Raw genomic sequence first — 18,439 nt, 5'->3', positions numbered from 1 at the left:
GCATGGGGGCATGAACCCACCTGCTGCTTCCTCCGTCCCGCCTGCTGCGGGGGTCGCGTCGTCGGCCGGTCCGGCTCCGTCGGCTGGTCCGGCACCGTCGGCTGCGATCGCCGCCGAGGCGCAGGAGGCCCTGCAGGCCCTGACCGGTCGGGTCGACGCCGTCTTCCACCCGGGGCAACTCGAGGCGATCTCCGCGCTCGTCGAGCACCGGCAGCGCGCCCTCGTCGTGCAGCGCACCGGGTGGGGCAAGTCGGCCGTCTACTTCCTCGCCACCCTGCTGCTGCGGCGCCGGGGCGGCGGCCCGACCGTGCTCGTGTCGCCGCTGCTCGCGCTCATGCGGGACCAGGTCGCGGCGGCCGCACGGGCCGGTGTGCGAGCGGTGTCCATCAACTCGGCCAACGCGCACGAGTGGACCGAGACGCAGGCCGCCCTCGCCCGTGACGAGGTCGACGTGCTCCTCGTCTCCCCCGAGCGGCTCAACAACCCGAAGTTCCGCGACGAACAGCTGCCCGCGCTCATCGGGCGGATGGGGATGCTCGTCGTCGACGAAGCGCACTGCATCTCCGACTGGGGGCACGACTTCCGACCCGACTACCGGCGCCTGGCCGAGCTGATCCGCTCCCTGCCGCACGGTGTCCCGGTGCTCGCGACGACGGCGACCGCGAACGAGCGCGTCGTCGAGGACGTCGCCGAGCAGCTCACCGCCGGCCCCGAGGACCCGGTGTTCACCATCCGCGGGTCGCTCGCCCGGGCCTCGCTGCGGCTCGGCGTGCTCACGCTGCCGGACGCCCGCGCCCGGCTCGGCTGGTTGCTCGCGCACCTCGGCGACCTGCCCGGCAGCGGCATCATCTACACGCTCACGGTCTCCGCTGCCGAGGACATCGCCCGCCTGCTGCGCGAGTCCGGGTACGCCGTCCGCGCCTACACCGGCCGGACCGACAACGAGGAACGCGAGCAGCTCGAAGGGCAGTTGAAGGGCAACGAGCTGAAGGCCCTCGTCGCGACGAGTGCGCTCGGCATGGGGTTCGACAAGCCCGACCTCGGTTTCGTCGTGCACATCGGCGCGCCGTCCTCGCCGGTCGCCTACTACCAGCAGATCGGTCGTGCGGGCCGCGCGACGGACAACGCCGACGTGCTGCTGCTGCCCGGACGCGAGGACCAGGAGATCTGGCAGTACTTCGCGAGCGCGTCCATGCCGACCGAGTCGCGCGCCTCGGCCGTGCTCGGTGCACTCTCCCCCGACAGCGCCATGTCGACCGTCGCACTCGAAGGGCTCGTCGACATCAAGCGGTCGACGCTCGAGCTCCTGCTCAAGGTGCTCGACGTCGACGGTGCCGTCCGTCGTGTCGGCGGCGGCTGGGTCACGACCGGCCGCCCGTGGGAGTACGACGCCGCCCGCTACGAGCGCGTCGCCGCTGCCCGTGCCGCCGAGGCCGCGTCGATGCTGGCGTACGAGTCGACCAGCGCGTGCCGGATGCAGCTGCTCCAGCAGGACCTCGACGACCCCACGGCCGAGCCGTGCGGCCGGTGCGACAACTGCGCCGGCGCCTGGTACCCGACGGACGTCTCCGACGCGGACCGCTCCGGTGCCGCCACCGCGCTCGACCAGGTCGGCGTCGAGATCGCCCCGCGTGCGCAGTGGCCCTCGGGCATGGCGTCCCTCGGGGTCGCGGTGAAGGGCAAGATCCCGGCCGGGGAACTCGTGGCCCCGGGCCGTGCGGTCGCGCGACTCACCGACCTCGGGTGGGGCGGGTCGCTCCGGGCGCTGTTCGCGACCGGCACCCCGGACGGGCCGGTGTCCCGCGAACTCGTCGAGGGCTGCGTCCGAGCGCTGAAGGACTGGCCCTGGGAGGTCCGACCGACCGGCGTGGTGGCCCTGTCCTCGCGCTCCCGCCCGCAGCTCGTCGCCTCGCTCGCGCAGGCCCTGTCCTCGATCGGGCGGCTGCAGCACCTCGGCACCCTGGACCGCGACGGCGGCGTCCCGCGCGGCGACGGTGCGACGAACAGCGCCTACCGGTTGTCCGGCGTCTGGGACACCTTCGTCGTGGGCCCGGAGCTGGCCGCCGCACTGCAGGCACACGAGGGGCCGGTGCTGCTCGTGGACGACCTGGTCGACAGCCGGTGGACGATGACGGTCGCGGGTCGCGAACTCCGCCGGGCCGGAGCGTCCGCCGTGCTGCCGTTCGCGCTCGCCACCGTCGCCTGACCGGCCGCCACCGACCGCCACCGACCGCCACTGACGAACGGCCGGGAGGGGCGTGGCGGGGTCGTCACGCGCCTCCCGTCCACCCCGGCCGCTACGCGGCCGTCCCGATCGCGTCGAGTTCCGCCACGGCGTCGTCCGGCAGCACGAACCCGGCGGACGCGACGTTGTCCCGGAGGTGCGCGACCGACGAGGTCCCCGGGATGAGCAGCATGTTCGGCGACCGCTGGAGCAGCCATGACAGGGCGACCGTGAGCCGCGACACCTCCAGGCGCGCCGCGACCCGGTCGAGGGCCCCGGACTGGATCGGCGAGAACCCACCGAGCGGGAAGTACGGCACGTACGCGATGCCCTGCGACGCGGTGAGGTCGACGAGGGCGTCGTCCTGTCGGCGGGCGACGTTGTACATGTTCTGCACGCAGACGATCGGCACGTAGCTCTGCGCCTCCGCGAGCTGCTCCGCGCTGACGGTCGACAGACCGATGTGCCGGACGAGCCCCTCCTCCTGCAGGCGGGCGAGTGCCTCGACCTGCGGGGCGATCGAACCCGGCTCCGGGGCGTCGAACCCGCCCATGCGGATGTTCACGACGTCGAGCCGGTCGAGTCCGAGGGTGCGGAGGTTCTCGTGCACCTGCGCGACGAGGTCGTCGGGCTCTCGGGTCGGCACCCAGTTGCCCTTCGCGTCCCGGACCGACCCGACCTTCGTCACGATGTGGACGTCCTCCGGGTACGGCGCGAGTGCTTCGCGGATGAGCTCGTTCGTGACGTGCGGGCCGTAGAACTCGGCGGTGTCGATGTGCGTGATGCCGAGGTCGACGACGGTCCGGAGCACCCGGACGGCCTCGTCGTGGTCGGCAGGCGGTCCGAACACGTGCGGCCCGGCCAGCTGCATGGCGCCGTACCCGACGCGTGTCAGGTCGAGGTCGTCAGCGATGCGGTAAGTGCCGCCGGGGAGGGAGGTGGTGGTCATACGACCCACGATGCTCCTCGTGGTCCGGGCGACACGCATCCTCGAATGGTCCTGGGGTACGCGGTCGGGTCCGCCCCGGCTACCGTGCGTCGCGGCGGGCCGGCTTCGGGAAGGTGCGCCGCATGTGGTCGCTCGTCAGCACGTCCCCGATCCCGACCATGAGGACCGAGAAGACGATCTGCTCGATGACCATCCAGAACGGGTACAGCCCGGGGATCGCCGCGATCACCAGCGTCACGATCGGGAAGACCCGGCTGAACAACCGCAGCCGCTGGTACGCCCAGTAGTACCCGAGCTGCGCCCGCCACGCGAACACGTACAGCGTCAGGGTGATGAGCAGCACGACCGTCGCGCGGAACCAGACCGCCCACGGGACGTCCTGGCCGGCCCGGGTCAGGAGCACGGCGACGAGGACCGCGGTCAGTCCGACGACGGTCTCGGCGACGAGCAGCCAGCGGATCCAGCGGAACGACCGGACGGTGTCCGGGTGGGCGAGCATGTCCTCCCGGATGACGTAGCCGCCCTGCCGTCCGCCTGCCAGGCGGTCGAGCCGGAGTCGTGTCCACGCACGGTCCGCCCGCGCGGAGAGGGCGGGCGGGTGCGGCGTCACCGTCCCATGGTGCCCCATCCGGCCACATCGCGGGGCCACCGGATCTATGGCGGGGCCCCGGGATCTGCGGCGTAGCCACGCGGGGTCCGCGCCGCGGTCACCGACCCTCCCTCGGACGAGCGGTCGGGCGCTGCCATCCATCCCGCACGCACCACAGCGCGCACGGCTGCCCCGGTCAGGAGACGGGCAGCAATTCCGCTCCGCCGAGCACGGCACCGGTGCCGGCGTCGACGAGCAGGACGGAGTGCACCACCGACGGCAGGTCCTGCGGGTCGACGATGACCAGCACGGGGTGTTCGCCGTCCGGCGTGAACGAGCCGAAGTCGGCCGGAACGTCGTCACCGGTCCACCGTGCTCGGTCGGTCCCCACGACGTCACCCGAGGACAGCTGGACCCGCACGGCACCGACGTGCGACCCGGTCGCCCCGGACCCCGCATCGACCCGGACACCGGTGAGGGTGATCTGGACGACCTGTTCCCCGACGACCTCGAGGCGGACGGTGCCCCGGACGTCACCTCGGATCGGAACGAGGTCGCCCGCGATCGGCAGAGCCCGTCGCCACCAGGGAGCCGACGCCTGCCCGTCGTCGACGGGCAGTCCGGTCGCGGCGTCGACCACGGTCGTGTCACCGCTGGTAGCAGCACCGGCGCCCGCGCCAGCGCCGGACGGGACGACCGTCGCGTCGGACGTCGGCTCGTCCGGGATGAAGCCGTGGCCGATGGCCATCCGGGGTCCGTCCGTGCTCGGGGACGGCGACGGCGTGGACGCCGACGTCCGGTCATCCGGAGCGGACCGCAGCGCGACCGCGCCGACGCCGACCGCGACGAGCAGGACCAGCCCCGCCACGAGGGGCGACCGACGCGGTGACGTCGATCGCTCCCCTCGCGGCGCGGCCATGACCGGTCAGCGCTTCCGGCGCTCGCGGACGCGCATGTTGACGATGATCGGGGTGCCGTCGAAGCCCCAGACCTCGCGGAGGCGCCGTGTGATGAACCGGCGGTACTGCGGGTCGAGGAACGCCGACGTGAACAGCACGAAGGTCGGCGGCTGGGTCGACGCCTGCGTGGCGAACAGGATGCGCGGCTGCTTGCCACCGCGGACCGGGTGCGGGTGCTCCTGCACGAGTTCGGCGACGAAGGCGTTGACCTTGCCGGTCGGGATGCGGGTGTCCCACGACTCGAGTGCGGTCTCGAGCGCCGGCACGAGCTTCTCGAGGTGGCGTCCGGTGCGGGCGGAGATGTTCACGCGCGGTGCCCAGGTGACGTGCGCCAGGTCCTGCTCGATCTCGCGCTCCAGGTAGCGGCGGCGCTCGTCGTCGAGCAGGTCCCACTTGTTGTAGGCCAGGACGAGTGCGCGCCCGGACTCGAGCACGAGGTCGATGATGCGGAGGTCCTGCACCGACACCGGTTCGGTCACGTCGAGGACGACGACGGCGACCTCGGCCTTCTCGAGGGCGGCGGTCGTGCGGAGCGAGGCGTAGAAGTCGGCACCCTGCTGCATGTGCACGCGCTTCCGGATGCCGGCGGTGTCGACGAAGCGCCAGGTCTTGCCACCGAGTTCGACCTGCTCGTCCACCGGGTCACGGGTCGTCCCCGCGAGCTCGTTGACGACCACGCGCTCCTCGCCGGCGGCCTTGTTGAGCAGCGAGCTCTTGCCGACGTTCGGCCGGCCGAGGATCGCCACGCGACGCGGGCCACCGATCTCCTGCTTCGCGACCGCGGACACGTCGGGCAGCGTCGCGATGATGAGGTCCAGGAGGTCCGCGACACCGCGACCGTGCAGGGCCGAGACCGGGTGCGGCTCGCCGAGGCCGAGGTTCCACAGCGCGTGGGCCTCGAGGTCGCGGCGCTCGTCGTCGGACTTGTTCGCGACGACGATGACCGGACGGTCGGTGCCGCGCAGCATCTTCACGACGTGCTCGTCGGTCGCGGTGATGCCGACCGTGACGTCCACGACGAAGAGCACCGCGTCGGCGAGGTCGATCGCGACCTCGGCCTGGGCGGCGACCGAGGCGTTGATGCCCTTCGCGTCGGGCTCCCACCCGCCGGTGTCGACGATGGTGAACCGCTTGTCGTTCCACTCGGCCTTGTAGCTGACGCGGTCACGCGTGACACCCGGGGTGTCCTGCACGACGGCTTCACGCCGCCCGAGGATGCGGTTCACGAGCTGCGACTTGCCGACGTTCGGACGCCCGACGATCGCGAGCACCGGCAGCGCCGGCAGGTACGCGACGCCGTCGACGCCGAGCTTGCCGGCTTCGAGGAGTGCGACGTCCTCCTCGTCGAGGTCGTAGTCCTCGAGCCCGGCACGGAGCGCGCTCGCACGCTGGTCCGCTTCGGCCTCGTCGATGTCGGCGAGCCGCTCGCCGAGGGAGTCGTCGTACTCGGGGAAGTCGTCGTCGCTTCGGTCGTCCAGCTGCGCCATGGTGGTTTCCTTGCCGGCGGCCGGTCGGCCGCGTGTTCGTGGTTCACGTGCGGCCGTGTGGCCGCCTCGTCGTCAGTTCGTGGCCGAGCGGGCCAGGTCGACCACCGCCTGCACGGTCTGGTCGAAGTCGAGGTCGGTGGAGTCGAGGGTGGTGACGCCGTCGGCGGCGTTCATGAAGTCGACGACCTTCGCATCGGCAGCGTCCCGACGGGCGAGGGCGGCCGACGTCTCTTCGGCCGACTGGGTCGTGACCTCTGCCGACCGACGTGCCATCCTAACGGATTCGTCGGCGGTCAACAGGATGCGGACTTCGGCGTCCGGTGCGACGACCGTCGTGATGTCCCGACCCTCGGTGATGATGCCCTGTCCGTCCGCCTTCCGCATGACCTGGCGGAAGAGCGAGACGAGCTTCGCGCGCACGTCGGGCAGCTTCGCGATGTGGGCGACCGCCGCCGTGACCTCGGGCGTCCGGATGGCGTCCGTGACGTCGACACCGCCGACGCGCACGAAGTAGTGGTCGGGGTCGGTGCCGATCTCGTAGTCGAAGTGGTCCCAGCTGGCCAGGACCGCGGCCGGGTCGTCGAGGTCGACGCCGAGCTGCAGGGCGTGCCACGCGAGCGCACGGTAGGCGGCGCCGGTGTCCTGGTAGCCGAAGCCGAGTGCGCGGGCAGCGGCGCGGGACACGCTCGACTTGCCGCTGCCTGCGGGGCCATCCACGGCGATGACGAACTTCGCGACGAACGCGCCGGCCGGGAGCCCGGCGGGCATCGGGTCACGCGTGGAGCCGAGTTCACCGGCACCCTGACCGTCCGCACCACCGGTGACGTCGCCGCCGCCGAGGGGTCCGGGCTGGTCGGCGGGGGTCGGCAGACCGGAGTCGGGGCCGTCCGGGCCCCCCGTCACGCCGGACTCGAGTGCGGTGTCGTGCTCGTTCAGGCCCATGCTGCTGCGATCCTCCATCCGCGACCCTCGAGTTCCTCGACGAGTCGCTGTTCGTGCTCGGGGACGACCGACACCTCGACGATGCCGATCTGCGCCCGTGGCGAGTGTTCGAGGTGCAGGTCCTCGAGGTTGATGCCGAGCTCCCCGATGGTGGTGAGGAGCGCGGCGAACTGTCCGGGACGGTCGTCGATCAGGACGACGACACGGGCGAACCGGGCGGTGGAGCCGTGCTTGCCGGGCAACCGCTCGACACCCCGGTTGCCGGACGCGATGGTCTCGGCCAGGCTGCGGGGCGACCCGGGGGCCGTCGGGTCGGCGAGCGCGTCGATCACCCGGTCGAGCTCGTCCCGCAGGTCGGTCAGCACCGGTCGGATGTGTGCGGCGTTCGCGCCGATGATCTGCACCCACAGACCCGGGTCGCTCGCGGCGATGCGCGTGACGTCGCGCACCCCGCCGCCGGCGAGCCCGAGGGCCTCCCCCGGAGCGTCCCGGAGTCGGGAGGCCATGAGCGTCGACACCAGTTGCGGGACGTGGGAGACGACGGCGACCGCCTGGTCGTGGGATGCGGGGTCCATCGGGACGACGGTCGCGCCGAGGTCGAGCGCCAGGTGCTCCACCGGGGCAGCTCGCTGGTGGGTGATGTCGTCGTGTCCGGCGATCACCCACGGACGGCCGATGAACAGGTCGGCCCGGGCGGCGGTCGGCCCGCTGCGTTCTCGGCCGGCCATCGGGTGCGAGCCGATGTAGCGCGAGACGTCGGCGCTGACGGCACGGAGTCGTTCGAGTGGCCCGGACTTCACGCTCGCGACGTCGGTCACGACGGCGTCCGGGAAGGCGGCGAGTTCGCGTTCCACGACGCTGGCCGTGACGTCCGGCGGCACCGCGACGACGACGAGCTCCGGCGCGTCACCCGGTGCAGGACGGCGTCCGGCGCCGTAGTCCACGGCGAGCGCCAACGCGGCCGGAGACACGTCGTCCAGGATGACGTCCACTCCCTTGTCCCGCAGGGCGAGGCCGATCGACGCGCCCAGCAGGCCGGTCCCGACGATCCGCACGGGCCCGCGGAGTCGCCGGTCGATCCCCGACGACACCCGGTCGTCGGGGAGGGCGGGCGGAGTGGCTTCGGTCACGCCGCAAGCCTAGCGAGCGGTGCGGCCCGGGAACGGGACGGCGCCGGGCCTGTGGGGAACTCCCCCACCTGCGCCGGCGCCGTCCGTGAGCCGGTCAGTCCGTGCTCTCCGCCTCGTCGTCACCCGTGCGGGTCCCCGCGGTCCGCGCGATGCCCAGCAGCTTGCCGAGCTCGACGGTGGTGAGTTCCCGCACCTGGCCCGGCGCGAGGCTGCCGAGCTGGAGCGGCCCGAAGGACCGTCGGACGAGTTCGAGGACCGGGTGCCCGATCGCCTCGAGCATCCGCCGGACGATGCGGTTGCGGCCGGAGTGCAGGGTGATCTCGACCAGGGACTCCCCGCGCGACGACTCGAGCAGGCGCGCCTTGTCGGCGGCGATCGGTCCGTCCTCCAGGTCGATGCCGTCGAGCAGCAGCTGCAGCGTGGAGGGCGTCATCGTGCCGTCGACCTTCGCGACGTAGGTCTTCGTCACGCCGAACGACGGGTGGGCCAGCACGTGCGCGAGGGCTCCGTCATTCGTCAGGATGATCAGGCCGGCCGTGTCGTAGTCGAGGCGGCCGACGTTGAACAGGCGCTCCTCGAACCGGTCGACGAACTGGGACAGGTCCGGGCGGTCGTGCTCGTCCTGCATGCTCGAGACCACGCCGGTCGGCTTGTTGAGGACGACGTACCGCCGCGAGGTGTCGGTCTGCACCGGCACACCGTCGACGGCGACCTCGTCGGTGTCCGGGTCGACGCGGCGACCGAGCATGTCCGCCACCTCGCCGTTCACCGTCACGCGCCCTTCGGCGATGAGGTTCTCCGCGACACGACGGCTGGCGACGCCGGCAGCGGCGATCACCTTCTGCAGGCGCTCACCACCCTCCTGGAGGTCCGGCTCGCCTCCGTCGGTCGTCGTCCCGTCCGCCGGGTCCCAGTCCGGGATGATCGGGCGTTCGGGCGTGCCCTCGGCGGGACGGCCCTCGTCGTCGCGTTCGCCAGCGGGCAGGGGCGTCGTGCGCTTGCGTGCGGGGTCGTTGCGCGGGCTGGTCGTGCCACCGACGTAGCGGCGGCCGTTGTGCCAGACGCTGCTCGGGGCGCCGTCCGGGCTCCGGCGGTCGTCGCGGCGCGGGTCGCCGCCACGCTCGGCACCCCGGTCGTCCGACCGACGGGTCGCCCCGCGGTCGTCACGGCCGCGGTACCCACCGCGCTGGTCGTCGCGGCCACCACGGGAGTCACGTCCCTGGTGTCCGCCACGCTCCGCGCCACGGTCGTCGCGCGGCCGGTCACCACCGCGGTAGCCGCCGCGCTGGTCGTCACGGGCGCCAGCAACGGGCCGACGGTCGGAGTCGTCGCGGCGCACGAAGCGGCCGCGGTCGTCGTCCCGACTCACGAAGCCGCCACGGTCGTCCGAGCGACGGTCGGAGCTGCGCGCCTCACGGTCCGGATGTCCGCGGAAGCCACCGGAAGACCGGTCGTCTCCGCCGCGGTACCCGCCGGAACGGTCGTCACGGCCTCGGAAGCCACCCGTCGGACGGTCGCCGCCACGGTCGTCACGCCCTCGGAAGCCACCGGAGGACCGGTCGTCACCGCCGCGGTACCCACCGGTCGATCGGTCGCCGCCCCGGTCGTCCCGCCCGCGGTACCCACCGATCGGACGGTCGCCGCCACGATCGTCACGCCCGCGGTACCCACCGGTCGGACGGTCGCCGCCCCGGTCGTCCCGCCCGCGGTACCCACCGGCCCCGCGGTCGTCGCTCCCGCGGTACCCGCCCCGGTCGCCGGCACCACGCTCGTCGCGACCGCGGTACGCACCGCGGTCCGAGGAGCCGCGGTCGTCGCGCCCGCGGTACCCGCCCGTCGAGCGGTCCCCACCGGCACGGTCGTCGCGCCCGCGGTACCCACCGGCACCCCGGTCGTCGCCGCCGCGGTACCCACCACGGTCCCCACCGGCACGGTCGTCGCGCCCGCGGTACCCACCGGCACCCCGGTCCTCGCCGCCGCGGTACCCACCACGGTCTCCGCCAGCACGGTCGTCGCGCCCGCGGTACCCACCGCGGTCACCGGCACCCGCACCACGGTCGTCGCGCCCGCGGTAGCCACCGCGGTCACCCGCACCCGCACCACGGTCGTCCCGCCCGCGGTACCCGCCGGAGCCGGCCCCGTCGCGTCCGCGGGGTGCGTCGTCACGGCGGCCCGCGCCTCCCGGCCGGCCACCGCCCGTGCGTCCGGAGCCGCCGCGGCGGTCGTCGTCTCGTCGTGGTCTGTCGTTCTGGTCAAACCCGGCCATCGGGGATCCCTTCGGTCTGCCCGAAGCCGTCCGCGCCGTCCTCCAGGAGGGGCGAGATGAGCGGAAGCTCGTCGAGCGAGTTGATGCCGAGCTGCTGGAGCAGCAACTCGGAGGTGACGTAGTTGATGGCGCCGGTCTCGGAGTCGGTGAACGACTCCTCGATGAGGCCGCGCGCGACGAGGGTCCGGACCACGCCGTCGACGTTGACGGCCCGGATCGCGGCGATCTGGGAACGGGTGATCGGCTGCTTGTAAGCGACCACGGCCAGCGTCTCGAGGGCTGCCTGGGACAGCCGTGCCGGACGCTCGGCCTCGACGAACTGCTCGACGACGGCGTCGAGTTCCGAGCGGACGTAGAAGCGCCAGCCCCCGCCGACCTCGCGGAGCTCGAACCCGCGACGGACCGTGCCGTCGACGCCGTCGAAGTCGGCCACCAGGCGGTCGACCGCCTGCCGGACGACGGCCACCGGCTCCCCGACGGCGGCGGCGAGTGCCACGAGCGACTGCGGCTGGTCCGCGATCATCAGGATCGCTTCGAGTTGACGGTCGATCGACGCCTCGACGGCAGGCGCGGCGTCGGCGGGCGCGTCGGCTCGTGCCGCTGCGGCAGCACGGAGCTCGGCTTCCAGGGCTCGGGCGTCCTCGATCTCGTCCGAGCCACCCGGCTCGGCGGACCCACCGGCGCGGGCGCGCGCACCGCGAGCCTGCACGTCATCCGTCATAGTCGGCTCCCAGGTTCGCGAGGCTCTCGTCCGTCCAGTCGAGCGCGGTCCACCGGAGGATCAGTTCCCCGAGTGGTTCGAGTTGCTCGAACGAGATGGAGGCGTTCCGGTACAGCTCCAGGATCGCGAGGAAACGAGCCACCACGATACCCGCCTGGTCGACGCCCGCGATCACCTCGCGGAACGTCACGTCCGGCGACCCCTCGTCGGCGCGGGTGCGCAGGAGGGACACGACGATGGCGGCCTGCTCCCGGATGCTCACGGCGGGGGCGTGCAGGTGGTCGAGCCCGACGGTCGGGATCTCCCGCGGGGCGAACGCCAGTGCCGCCAGCGCCGCGAAGTCCTGCACGGAGAGCGTCCACACCAGCTCCGGGGTCCGGGCGCGGAACCGTTCCTCGAGCCGGACGCTCCGGACGTGCCGTCGGGACTCGGTCGCCCAGCGGTCGCCGAACCAGTCCGCGGCCTGCTTGAACGCCCGGTACTGCAGCAAGCGGGCGAAGAGCAGGTCGCGGGCCTCGAGGAGCGCCACGTCCTCGGCGTCCACGAGTTCACCCTGCGGGAGCAGTCCGACGATCTTCAGGTCGAGGAGCGTCGCAGCGACGACGAGGAACTCGCTCGCCTCGTCGAGTTCGTCGCTCGACTCGGCCTGTCGCACGTACGCGATGAACTCCCCCGTGACCGCGCTGAGGGCGACCTCGGTGATGTCGAGCTCGTGCTTCGTGATGAGCGAGAGCAGCAGGTCGAACGGTCCGTCGAAGTTGCTGAGACGCACCCGGAACCCGGGTGCCGTCGTGGTGCCGACCGGCGCGTCGCGCTCGTCGTCGACGGGTCCGGGCGCGCCGGACGGGAGGCTCGTGGCCGGTTCCTCAGGCGACGGCGCCACGCTGGACGAGCTCTCGTGCCAGCGACCGGTAGGCGTGCGCCGCGGCGTGGTCCGGAGCCGTCTGTGTGATCGGACGCGCGGAGACGGTGGCGTCGGGGAACTTGATCGTGCGGCCGATGACCGTGTCGAGGACCCGGTCACCGAAGGTCTCGACGACCCGCTCCATGACCTCCCGCGAGTGCAGCGTCCGTGCGTCGTACATGGTCGGGAGGATGCCGTCGAGCGTCAGGGCCGGGTTGAGCCGGTCGCGCACCTTGTCGATGGTCTCGATGAGCAGCGCGACACCGCGGAGGGCGAAGAACTCGCACTCGAGCGGGATGAGCACACCGTGCGCGGCCGTCAGGGCGTTCACGGTCAGGAGGCCGAGCGAGGGCTGGCAGTCGATGAGGATGACGTCGTAGTCGTTCGACACCTTCCGCAGCACGCTCGCGAGGATCTGCTCCCGGGCGACCTCGTTGACCAGGTGCACCTCGGCCGCGGACAGGTCGATGTTCGCCGGGATGACGTCGAGCAACGGCACGTTCGTCGGCTGGATGACCTGGTTCGGGTCCTTCACGGCGCCCATGAGCAGGTCGTAGACGGTGGGGATGTCGTGCGTCCGCACGCCGAGGCCGGCGGAGAGGGCACCCTGCGGGTCGAAGTCGACCGCCAGGACCTTCCGCCCGTACTCGGCCAGCGCGGCACCGAGGTTGATGGCGGTGGTGGTCTTGCCGACCCCGCCCTTCTGGTTGCACAGGGAGATGATGCGCGCCGGACCGTGGCCGTCCAGCTCGTCCGGCACGGGGAACGCCCGCACGGGCCGACCGGTCGGACCCGTGACGATGTCGCCGGTACCGGAGGCTGTCGTCGGGATGCTGCTCACCCGGCCATCGTACCGGCGCACCCGCGGCTCACCCGGCCGCACCGCCGAGCGGGCAGACCCGCGGGTCGGACCGGACACGGGCCTCCCGGTCGTCGGAGGGCCGTGATCAGGCGGCGCGGAGGGCGACGCGCATGCTGTCGACGCGGTCCGCGATCACCGGGTCGGTGGCCCACCGCTGCTGCAGGCGCCCGACCAGTTCCGTCACCTGCTCGCGGTCGAGCCCGGCGATGAGGCGCAGGCCGACCGTGAGCTCGGGCCCGGCGAACCGGGAGAGCGGGTCCCCCGGCGACAGCTCGACCCGGACCACGGCCGGTTCGGTCTCGATCGTGCCGGCGAAGGCCCGCGCGACCTCGGGGTCCTCGGAGCACGGCGTCCAGGGCAGGTCCTGCCCGAGCGCCCACACCGCGGGCCGCCGCAGGACGAACTCGGTCGCTGCCGTGGGGTCGAGCACGACGAGTTGCGTGTCCTCGCTCGCCGCGGCCATCGCCACCCGGCGGGACTCGACCGGGATCGGACGGGCATCGGCGTCCCAGGCGCGCATCGCCTCGACCGAGGTGAATGCGGGCATGACGGCTCGGCCGTCCGGGCCGGCCACGGTCACGATCGACAGTTCCTGGGTCTTGTCGACGGTGCGCCCGTCCGGGGTCTCTCCGACGTCGCCCGCTTCGGCGACGAGCGGGATGAGTAGACGTGCCGAGCGGAGGGCGTCCACGACGGCGCCGTGCGGGCCTCCCGAGGCGACCGCGGTGATCGCGGCGACGAGGTCCGGGTCGGCCAGGCCGTCGTCCTCGGCGAACGTCGTGTCGTGTGCGTCGAACGTCCGACCGGCCCAGGGGTTCCCCGCGGAGTCGGCGGTGTGGTCGTGCGCCGCGTGCTCCTCGGCGGTCCGGTCGTCGGGTTCCGGACCCGTGCCGCGGCCGTTCGAGATCCCCGCCACGGACTACTCCGAGGCGATGTCGAGCGCGGCCGGGAGCGTGAACGCCCCCGAGTACAGCGCCTTGCCGATGATCGCGCCCTCGAGACCGTGCGGCACGAGTTCGCGGAGCGCACGCAGGTCGTCGAGCGTCGAGATGCCGCCCGAGGCCACCACGGGCTGGTCGGTCCGGTCGCACACCTGGCGCAGCAGGTCGACGTTCGGGCCCTGCAGGGTGCCGTCCTTCGTGACGTCGGTGACGACGTACCGGGCGCAGCCGGCTTCCTCGAGCCGGTCGAGCACCTCCCAGAGGTCGCCTGCGTCCTCGGTCCATCCCCGGCTTGCGAGGGTGGTGCCGCGGACGTCGAGCCCCACGGCGATCTGCTCGCCGTACTGCCCGATGACCCGCGCGGCCCAGTCGGGGTTCTCGAGGGCGGCCGTGCCGAGGTTGACCCGGGCGGCACCGGTGGCGAGGGCGGCCTCGAGCGAGGCGTCGTCGCGGATGCCGCCGGAGAGCTCGACGGAGACGCCCTCGACCTCGCGGACGGCGTGCGCGATCACCCTGCGGTTGTCGCCACGACCGAACGCCGCGTCGAGGTCCACGAGGTGGATCCACTCCGCCCCCTGGTCACGCCAGGTGCGGGCCGCGACGACGGGGTCGCCGTACCCGGTCTCGCTGCCGGCTTCGCCCTGGGTGAGGCGCACGGCCTGGCCGTCGACGACGTCGACGGCCGGCAGCAGGACGAGGGGCTGGGTGGTGGAGAGCTCGGTCATGGTCCCGTCGGGATCGGGGGTCACAGTGACGAGACCCAGTTGCGGAGGAGGCGGATGCCCGGCTCGCCGGACTTCTCCGGGTGGAACTGCGTGGCGCTCAGCGGGCCGTTCTCGACCGCGGCGATGAACCGTTCCCCGTGCTCGGCCCAGGTGAGCTTCGGCGCACGGAACGGCCCGTACGCCTCGAGCGGGAAGTCGGTGACGCCGTAGGAGTGCACGAAGTAGAAGCGCTCGTCGCGGAGGCCGTCGAACAGCACGGAGTCCTCGGGGGCCTCGACCGTGTTCCAGCCCATGTGCGGTAGGACCTCGGCCCCGATCGGTTCGACGACGCCGGGCCACTGCCCGAGGCCCTCGACGTCGGCACCGCGCTCGACGCCGCGCTCGAACAGGACCTGCATGCCGACGCAGATACCGAGCACGGGCCGCCCACCGGCCAGGCGGTGGTCGACGATCTCGCCGCCGCGCACCCCCTCGAGCTGGTCGACGACCGCGGCGAACGCGCCGACGCCGGGGACCAGGAGCCCGTCCGCCTCGAGCGCTGCCCGCTTGTCGCTCGACAGCGTCACGTCGGCGCCCGCACGTTCGAGGGCCTTCGCGGCGGAGTGGACGTTGCCGGAGCCGTAGTCCAGGACGACGACGTTCGGCCGGGTGGTGCTCACAGCGTGCCCTTCGTGGACGGGATGCCGTCGACGCGCGGGTCGAGTTCGACGGCGCGGCGCATCGCGCGGGCGAAGGCCTTGAACTCGGCCTCCGCGATGTGGTGGGGGTCGCGCCCGTCGAGGACGCGGACGTGGACGGTGATGCCGGCGTTCATCGTGATCGCCTCGAACACGTGCCGGACCATGGACCCGGTGAAGTGTCCGCCGATCCGGTGGAACTCGAAGCCGGCGGGCTCTCCGGTGTGGACGAGGTACGGACGACCGGACACGTCGACGACCGCCTGCGCCAGGGCTTCGTCGAGCGGGACGAGGGCGTCGCCGTAGCGGCCGATGCCCGCGCGGTCGCCGAGCGCCTGCCGGAGCGCCTGCCCCAGCACGATGCCGGTGTCCTCGACCGTGTGGTGCACGTCGATGTCCGTGTCACCGAAGCTCTGCACGCGCAGGTCGATCAGGGAGTGCTTGCTGAACGCCGTCAGCATGTGGTCGAAGAACGGCACGCTCGTCGCGATCTCGGACTTTCCGGTGCCGTCGAGGTCGAGCGACAGGGACACGGTCGACTCGCTCGTCGAGCGGGTGATCTCGGCGGTGCGCGCGGTCATGCTGCAACCCTAACGGGCGGCTGCTCGGCGGCGACCGCGCGCATGGCGTCGAGGAAAGCGGTCGTCTCCTCCGCCGTCCCGGCGCTCACGCGGAGGTGGTTCGGGATGCCGAGGTCGCGCACGATCACGTCGCGCTCGAGCAGCGACTCGAACGCTGCACGCGGGTCGGCGACCCCGCCGAACAGCACGAAGTTCGACCACGTCTCGTGCGGCTGGTACCCCATCGCGCGCAGTTCCGTCACCATGCGGTCGCGCTGCCCGCGGATGTCGTCGACCATGCGCAGCATCTCCGGGGCGTGCCGGAGGGCGGCGACGGCCGCGGCCTGGGTCAAGGCGGACAGGTGGTACGGCAGGCGCACGAGGCGGAGCGCGTCGATGACGGCGGGGTCCGCGGCGAGGTAGCCGACCCGGGCACCGGCGAAGGCGAAGGCCTTGCTCATGGTGCGGGACACGACCAGGCGCTCCCGACCGGGCAGGAGGGTGAGCGCGGTCGGCTGCCCGACGGGCATGAACTCGGCGTACGCCTCGTCGACCATCACGATGCCGTCGGTCGCGTCGTAGACGGCCTCGATCGTGGCGAGGTCGAGCGGCGTCCCGGTCGGGTTGTTCGGCCCGCAGAGGAAGACGAGGTCCGGCCGGTGGGCGGTGACCGCGGCCACGGCCGTCTCCGGCGAGATCCGGAACGCATCGTCACGCTCGGCGGGGATCCACGCGGTGCCGGTCCCCGACGCGATGATCGAGTGCATCGAGTAGGTGGGCGGGAACCCGAGCACGCTCCGCCCCGGTCCACCGAAGGCCTGGAGGAGCTGTTGGATGACCTCGTTCGAGCCGTTCGCCGCCCAGATCGACTCCGGTCCGAGTCCGTGCCCGAGGTACCCGGCGAGTGACTCCCGCAGCTCGGTGAACTCGCGGTCCGGGTAGCGGTTCACGGTCGTCAGCGCTCGGCGGACCGAGGCGACGATGTCCTCCGCGACGTCCTCCGGCACGGGATGCGTGTTCTCGTTGACGTTGAGCTGCACGCGGACGTGCTTCTGCGGGGCGCCGTAGGGGCTCTGCCCGCGCAGGTCGTCGCGGATGGGGAGGTCTTCGAGCGTGATTGCCACCGATCCATCGTAGGCCGCGCCACCTCGGGGCTCGCTGCCCGTCCGGACGGTGCGCGATCGGTGATCGCGTCGGACACCCGACGGTCGGACGGTCAGTTGCCGTACTGGGCCGGGATGGCGATCTCCTGGCCGGCCTGCACACCCGAGCCGTCGAGTGCGTTGAGGCTCACGACGTCCTGGACGAAGTCGCGCGGGTCGGAGTCGGGCGCGGTCTGCTCGGCCAGCTGCCACAGGGTCTCGCCCGGCTGGACCGTGACCGTGTCGAAGTGCACGTCGGCCGCCCGGTCACCGGCAGATGCCTGACCGCCGTTGAGCATCGCGATCCCGACGCAGAACAGCACGGGAAGGGCGGCGAGGGTCGTGAAGACGACCCGCCCGCGACGGGTGAGACGGAGACGCGTCCGCACTGCGGGTGCTGCGGTGTGCTGCGTGTCCGCGATGGCGTTGGTGCTCATGTCGTTGCCTTCCTGCTTGCCGTCGGAGTCCGACCGGTCCAGATGGGCCGACCGAAGCCGTGTACCGAACATACGTTCGATCGGGTGGATGCACAAGTCCCGCGGAGGGATCTGTGGGGGGATTTCCTGCGACACGCTCGAACAGGTGTTTGGCCCGGGTGTGTCGACCGGATACTGTTTCGAGCGACTGGAACGAGTCTCGCGGCGACCACCGACATTCCCGCGGACACCGATCCACCGCGACGAAGGGCGAGACGTGACGGACGAACTGCGCGGACAGAAACCGCTGACCGCGAAGCAGCAGTCGATCCTCGACGCCATCCGTGCGTCGATCGCCAGCCGGGGCTACCCGCCGAGCATGCGCGAGATCGGCGACGCCGCCGGCCTCTCGTCACTCTCGAGCGTCTCGCACCAGCTCGGACAGCTCGAGCTCGGCGGGTGGATCCGTCGTGACCCGAACCGCCCGCGCGCGCTCGAGGTCCTCGTCGACGAGCCGGCGCCCGGCACCGACGGGCCGGACGTGGACGCCACCACCCTCGTGCCGCTGGTCGGGCGCATCGCGGCCGGTGTCCCGATCACCGCGGAGCAGCACGTCGACGAGATCATCCCGCTCCCCCGTCAGCTGGTCGGGACGGGCGACCTCTTCATGCTCAAGGTCGTGGGCGAGTCGATGATCGACGCCGCGATCTGCGACGGCGACTGGGTGGTCGTCCGTGCACAGCAGACCGCCGAGAACGGTGACGTCGTCGCCGCCATGCTCGACGAGGAAGCGACCGTCAAGGTCTTCCGTCAGCGCGACGGGCACACGTGGCTGCTGCCCCGCAACTCCGCGTTCGAGCCGATCCTCGGCGACGCCGCGACGGTCCTCGGCAAGGTCGTCGCGGTCCTCCGCTCCCTCTGACACCACTCCCCGACACACGACGA

The 18,439-nt window shown here is 72.4% G+C and carries 19 protein-coding genes; 2 read left to right on the top strand and 17 right to left on the bottom strand.

Annotated features, from left to right (window positions below; genetic code table 11):
- Nucleotides 1-10 precede the first annotated feature (10 nt).
- Entirely contained in the window at nucleotides 11-2,206 is a 2,196-nt protein-coding gene (locus DEI84_RS09245; protein WP_258371745.1) for an ATP-dependent DNA helicase RecQ, read from the top strand.
- 91 nt (nucleotides 2,207-2,297) lie between these two features.
- On the opposite strand, the gene DEI84_RS09240 is transcribed toward DEI84_RS09245, so the two are convergent.
- From DEI84_RS09240 to DEI84_RS09165, 17 genes are all read right to left on the bottom strand, one after another.
- Nucleotides 2,298-3,173, bottom strand: a complete 876-nt coding sequence (locus tag DEI84_RS09240; protein ID WP_110890583.1) for an oxidoreductase — start codon at nucleotides 3,171-3,173, stop codon at nucleotides 2,298-2,300.
- 79 nt (nucleotides 3,174-3,252) lie between these two features.
- Nucleotides 3,253-3,783: a hypothetical protein gene (locus tag DEI84_RS09235; protein ID WP_181420399.1), complete on the bottom strand. Its 531-nt coding sequence runs from the start codon at nucleotides 3,781-3,783 to the stop codon at nucleotides 3,253-3,255.
- A gap of 175 nt (nucleotides 3,784-3,958) precedes the next feature.
- A complete protein-coding gene (locus DEI84_RS09230) occupies nucleotides 3,959-4,510 on the bottom strand; it encodes a hypothetical protein (RefSeq protein WP_146236338.1) in 552 nt (183 codons plus the stop codon).
- A 177-nt stretch (nucleotides 4,511-4,687) separates the two neighbouring features.
- Nucleotides 4,688-6,208, bottom strand: coding sequence for a ribosome biogenesis GTPase Der (der, locus tag DEI84_RS09225; RefSeq protein ID WP_110890580.1), 1,521 nt, complete (start codon nucleotides 6,206-6,208; stop codon nucleotides 4,688-4,690).
- Between the two features lie 72 nt (nucleotides 6,209-6,280).
- Nucleotides 6,281-6,976, bottom strand: a complete 696-nt coding sequence (gene cmk, locus DEI84_RS09220; RefSeq protein ID WP_110890612.1) for a (d)CMP kinase — start codon at nucleotides 6,974-6,976, stop codon at nucleotides 6,281-6,283.
- A gap of 164 nt (nucleotides 6,977-7,140) precedes the next feature.
- Nucleotides 7,141-8,280 carry a prephenate dehydrogenase gene (locus DEI84_RS09215; protein WP_258371744.1) on the bottom strand — a complete coding sequence of 380 codons (1,140 nt, stop codon included), beginning with the start codon at nucleotides 8,278-8,280 and terminating at the stop codon, nucleotides 7,141-7,143.
- Nucleotides 8,281-8,374: 94 nt separating this feature from the next.
- Nucleotides 8,375-9,127, bottom strand: a complete 753-nt coding sequence (locus DEI84_RS15850; protein WP_258365797.1) for a pseudouridine synthase — start codon at nucleotides 9,125-9,127, stop codon at nucleotides 8,375-8,377.
- A 518-nt stretch (nucleotides 9,128-9,645) separates the two neighbouring features.
- Nucleotides 9,646-10,536 carry a hypothetical protein gene (locus tag DEI84_RS15845; protein WP_220032884.1) on the bottom strand — a complete coding sequence of 297 codons (891 nt, stop codon included), beginning with the start codon at nucleotides 10,534-10,536 and terminating at the stop codon, nucleotides 9,646-9,648.
- Nucleotides 10,533-11,267: an SMC-Scp complex subunit ScpB gene (gene scpB / locus DEI84_RS09205; RefSeq protein WP_110890578.1), complete on the bottom strand. Its 735-nt coding sequence runs from the start codon at nucleotides 11,265-11,267 to the stop codon at nucleotides 10,533-10,535. The genes DEI84_RS15845 and scpB overlap by 4 nt, the downstream gene beginning before the upstream one ends.
- Entirely contained in the window at nucleotides 11,257-12,150 is an 894-nt protein-coding gene (locus DEI84_RS09200; protein WP_375342343.1) for a segregation and condensation protein A, read from the bottom strand. The genes scpB and DEI84_RS09200 overlap by 11 nt, the downstream gene beginning before the upstream one ends.
- On the bottom strand, nucleotides 12,134-13,012 hold the full coding sequence (locus tag DEI84_RS09195) for a ParA family protein (protein ID WP_110824029.1): 879 nt from the start codon (nucleotides 13,010-13,012) through the stop codon (nucleotides 12,134-12,136). Before DEI84_RS09195 ends, DEI84_RS09200 begins: the two co-directional genes overlap by 17 nt.
- A gap of 106 nt (nucleotides 13,013-13,118) precedes the next feature.
- Entirely contained in the window at nucleotides 13,119-13,949 is an 831-nt protein-coding gene (locus tag DEI84_RS09190; RefSeq protein ID WP_110890577.1) for an SseB family protein, read from the bottom strand.
- A 3-nt stretch (nucleotides 13,950-13,952) separates the two neighbouring features.
- Nucleotides 13,953-14,699, bottom strand: a complete 747-nt coding sequence (priA, locus tag DEI84_RS09185) for a bifunctional 1-(5-phosphoribosyl)-5-((5-phosphoribosylamino)methylideneamino)imidazole-4-carboxamide isomerase/phosphoribosylanthranilate isomerase PriA (protein ID WP_110890576.1) — start codon at nucleotides 14,697-14,699, stop codon at nucleotides 13,953-13,955.
- Nucleotides 14,700-14,719: 20 nt separating this feature from the next.
- Nucleotides 14,720-15,358 (bottom strand): imidazole glycerol phosphate synthase subunit HisH, encoded by a 639-nt coding sequence (gene hisH, locus DEI84_RS09180; protein ID WP_110890575.1) that lies wholly within the window; start codon nucleotides 15,356-15,358, stop codon nucleotides 14,720-14,722.
- Entirely contained in the window at nucleotides 15,355-15,957 is a 603-nt protein-coding gene (hisB, locus tag DEI84_RS09175; protein ID WP_110890574.1) for an imidazoleglycerol-phosphate dehydratase HisB, read from the bottom strand. Before hisB ends, hisH begins: the two co-directional genes overlap by 4 nt.
- Nucleotides 15,954-17,060 carry a histidinol-phosphate transaminase gene (locus DEI84_RS09170; RefSeq protein ID WP_110890573.1) on the bottom strand — a complete coding sequence of 369 codons (1,107 nt, stop codon included), beginning with the start codon at nucleotides 17,058-17,060 and terminating at the stop codon, nucleotides 15,954-15,956. The genes hisB and DEI84_RS09170 overlap by 4 nt, the downstream gene beginning before the upstream one ends.
- Nucleotides 17,061-17,152: 92 nt before the next feature.
- Nucleotides 17,153-17,515, bottom strand: a complete 363-nt coding sequence (locus DEI84_RS09165; protein ID WP_110890610.1) for a LysM peptidoglycan-binding domain-containing protein — start codon at nucleotides 17,513-17,515, stop codon at nucleotides 17,153-17,155.
- Nucleotides 17,516-17,771: 256 nt separating this feature from the next.
- On the opposite strand from DEI84_RS09165, the gene lexA reads away from it, so the two are divergent.
- A complete protein-coding gene (gene lexA / locus DEI84_RS09160; protein WP_110823889.1) occupies nucleotides 17,772-18,416 on the top strand; it encodes a transcriptional repressor LexA in 645 nt (214 codons plus the stop codon).
- Nucleotides 18,417-18,439: the final 23 nt, after the last annotated feature.

The sequence above is a fragment of the Curtobacterium sp. MCBD17_023 genome (assembly GCF_003224415.1).
Classification (GTDB): domain Bacteria; phylum Actinomycetota; class Actinomycetes; order Actinomycetales; family Microbacteriaceae; genus Curtobacterium.
Note: the sequence above shows the minus strand (reverse complement) of the source record. Positions and strands in the feature narration are given on the sequence as shown.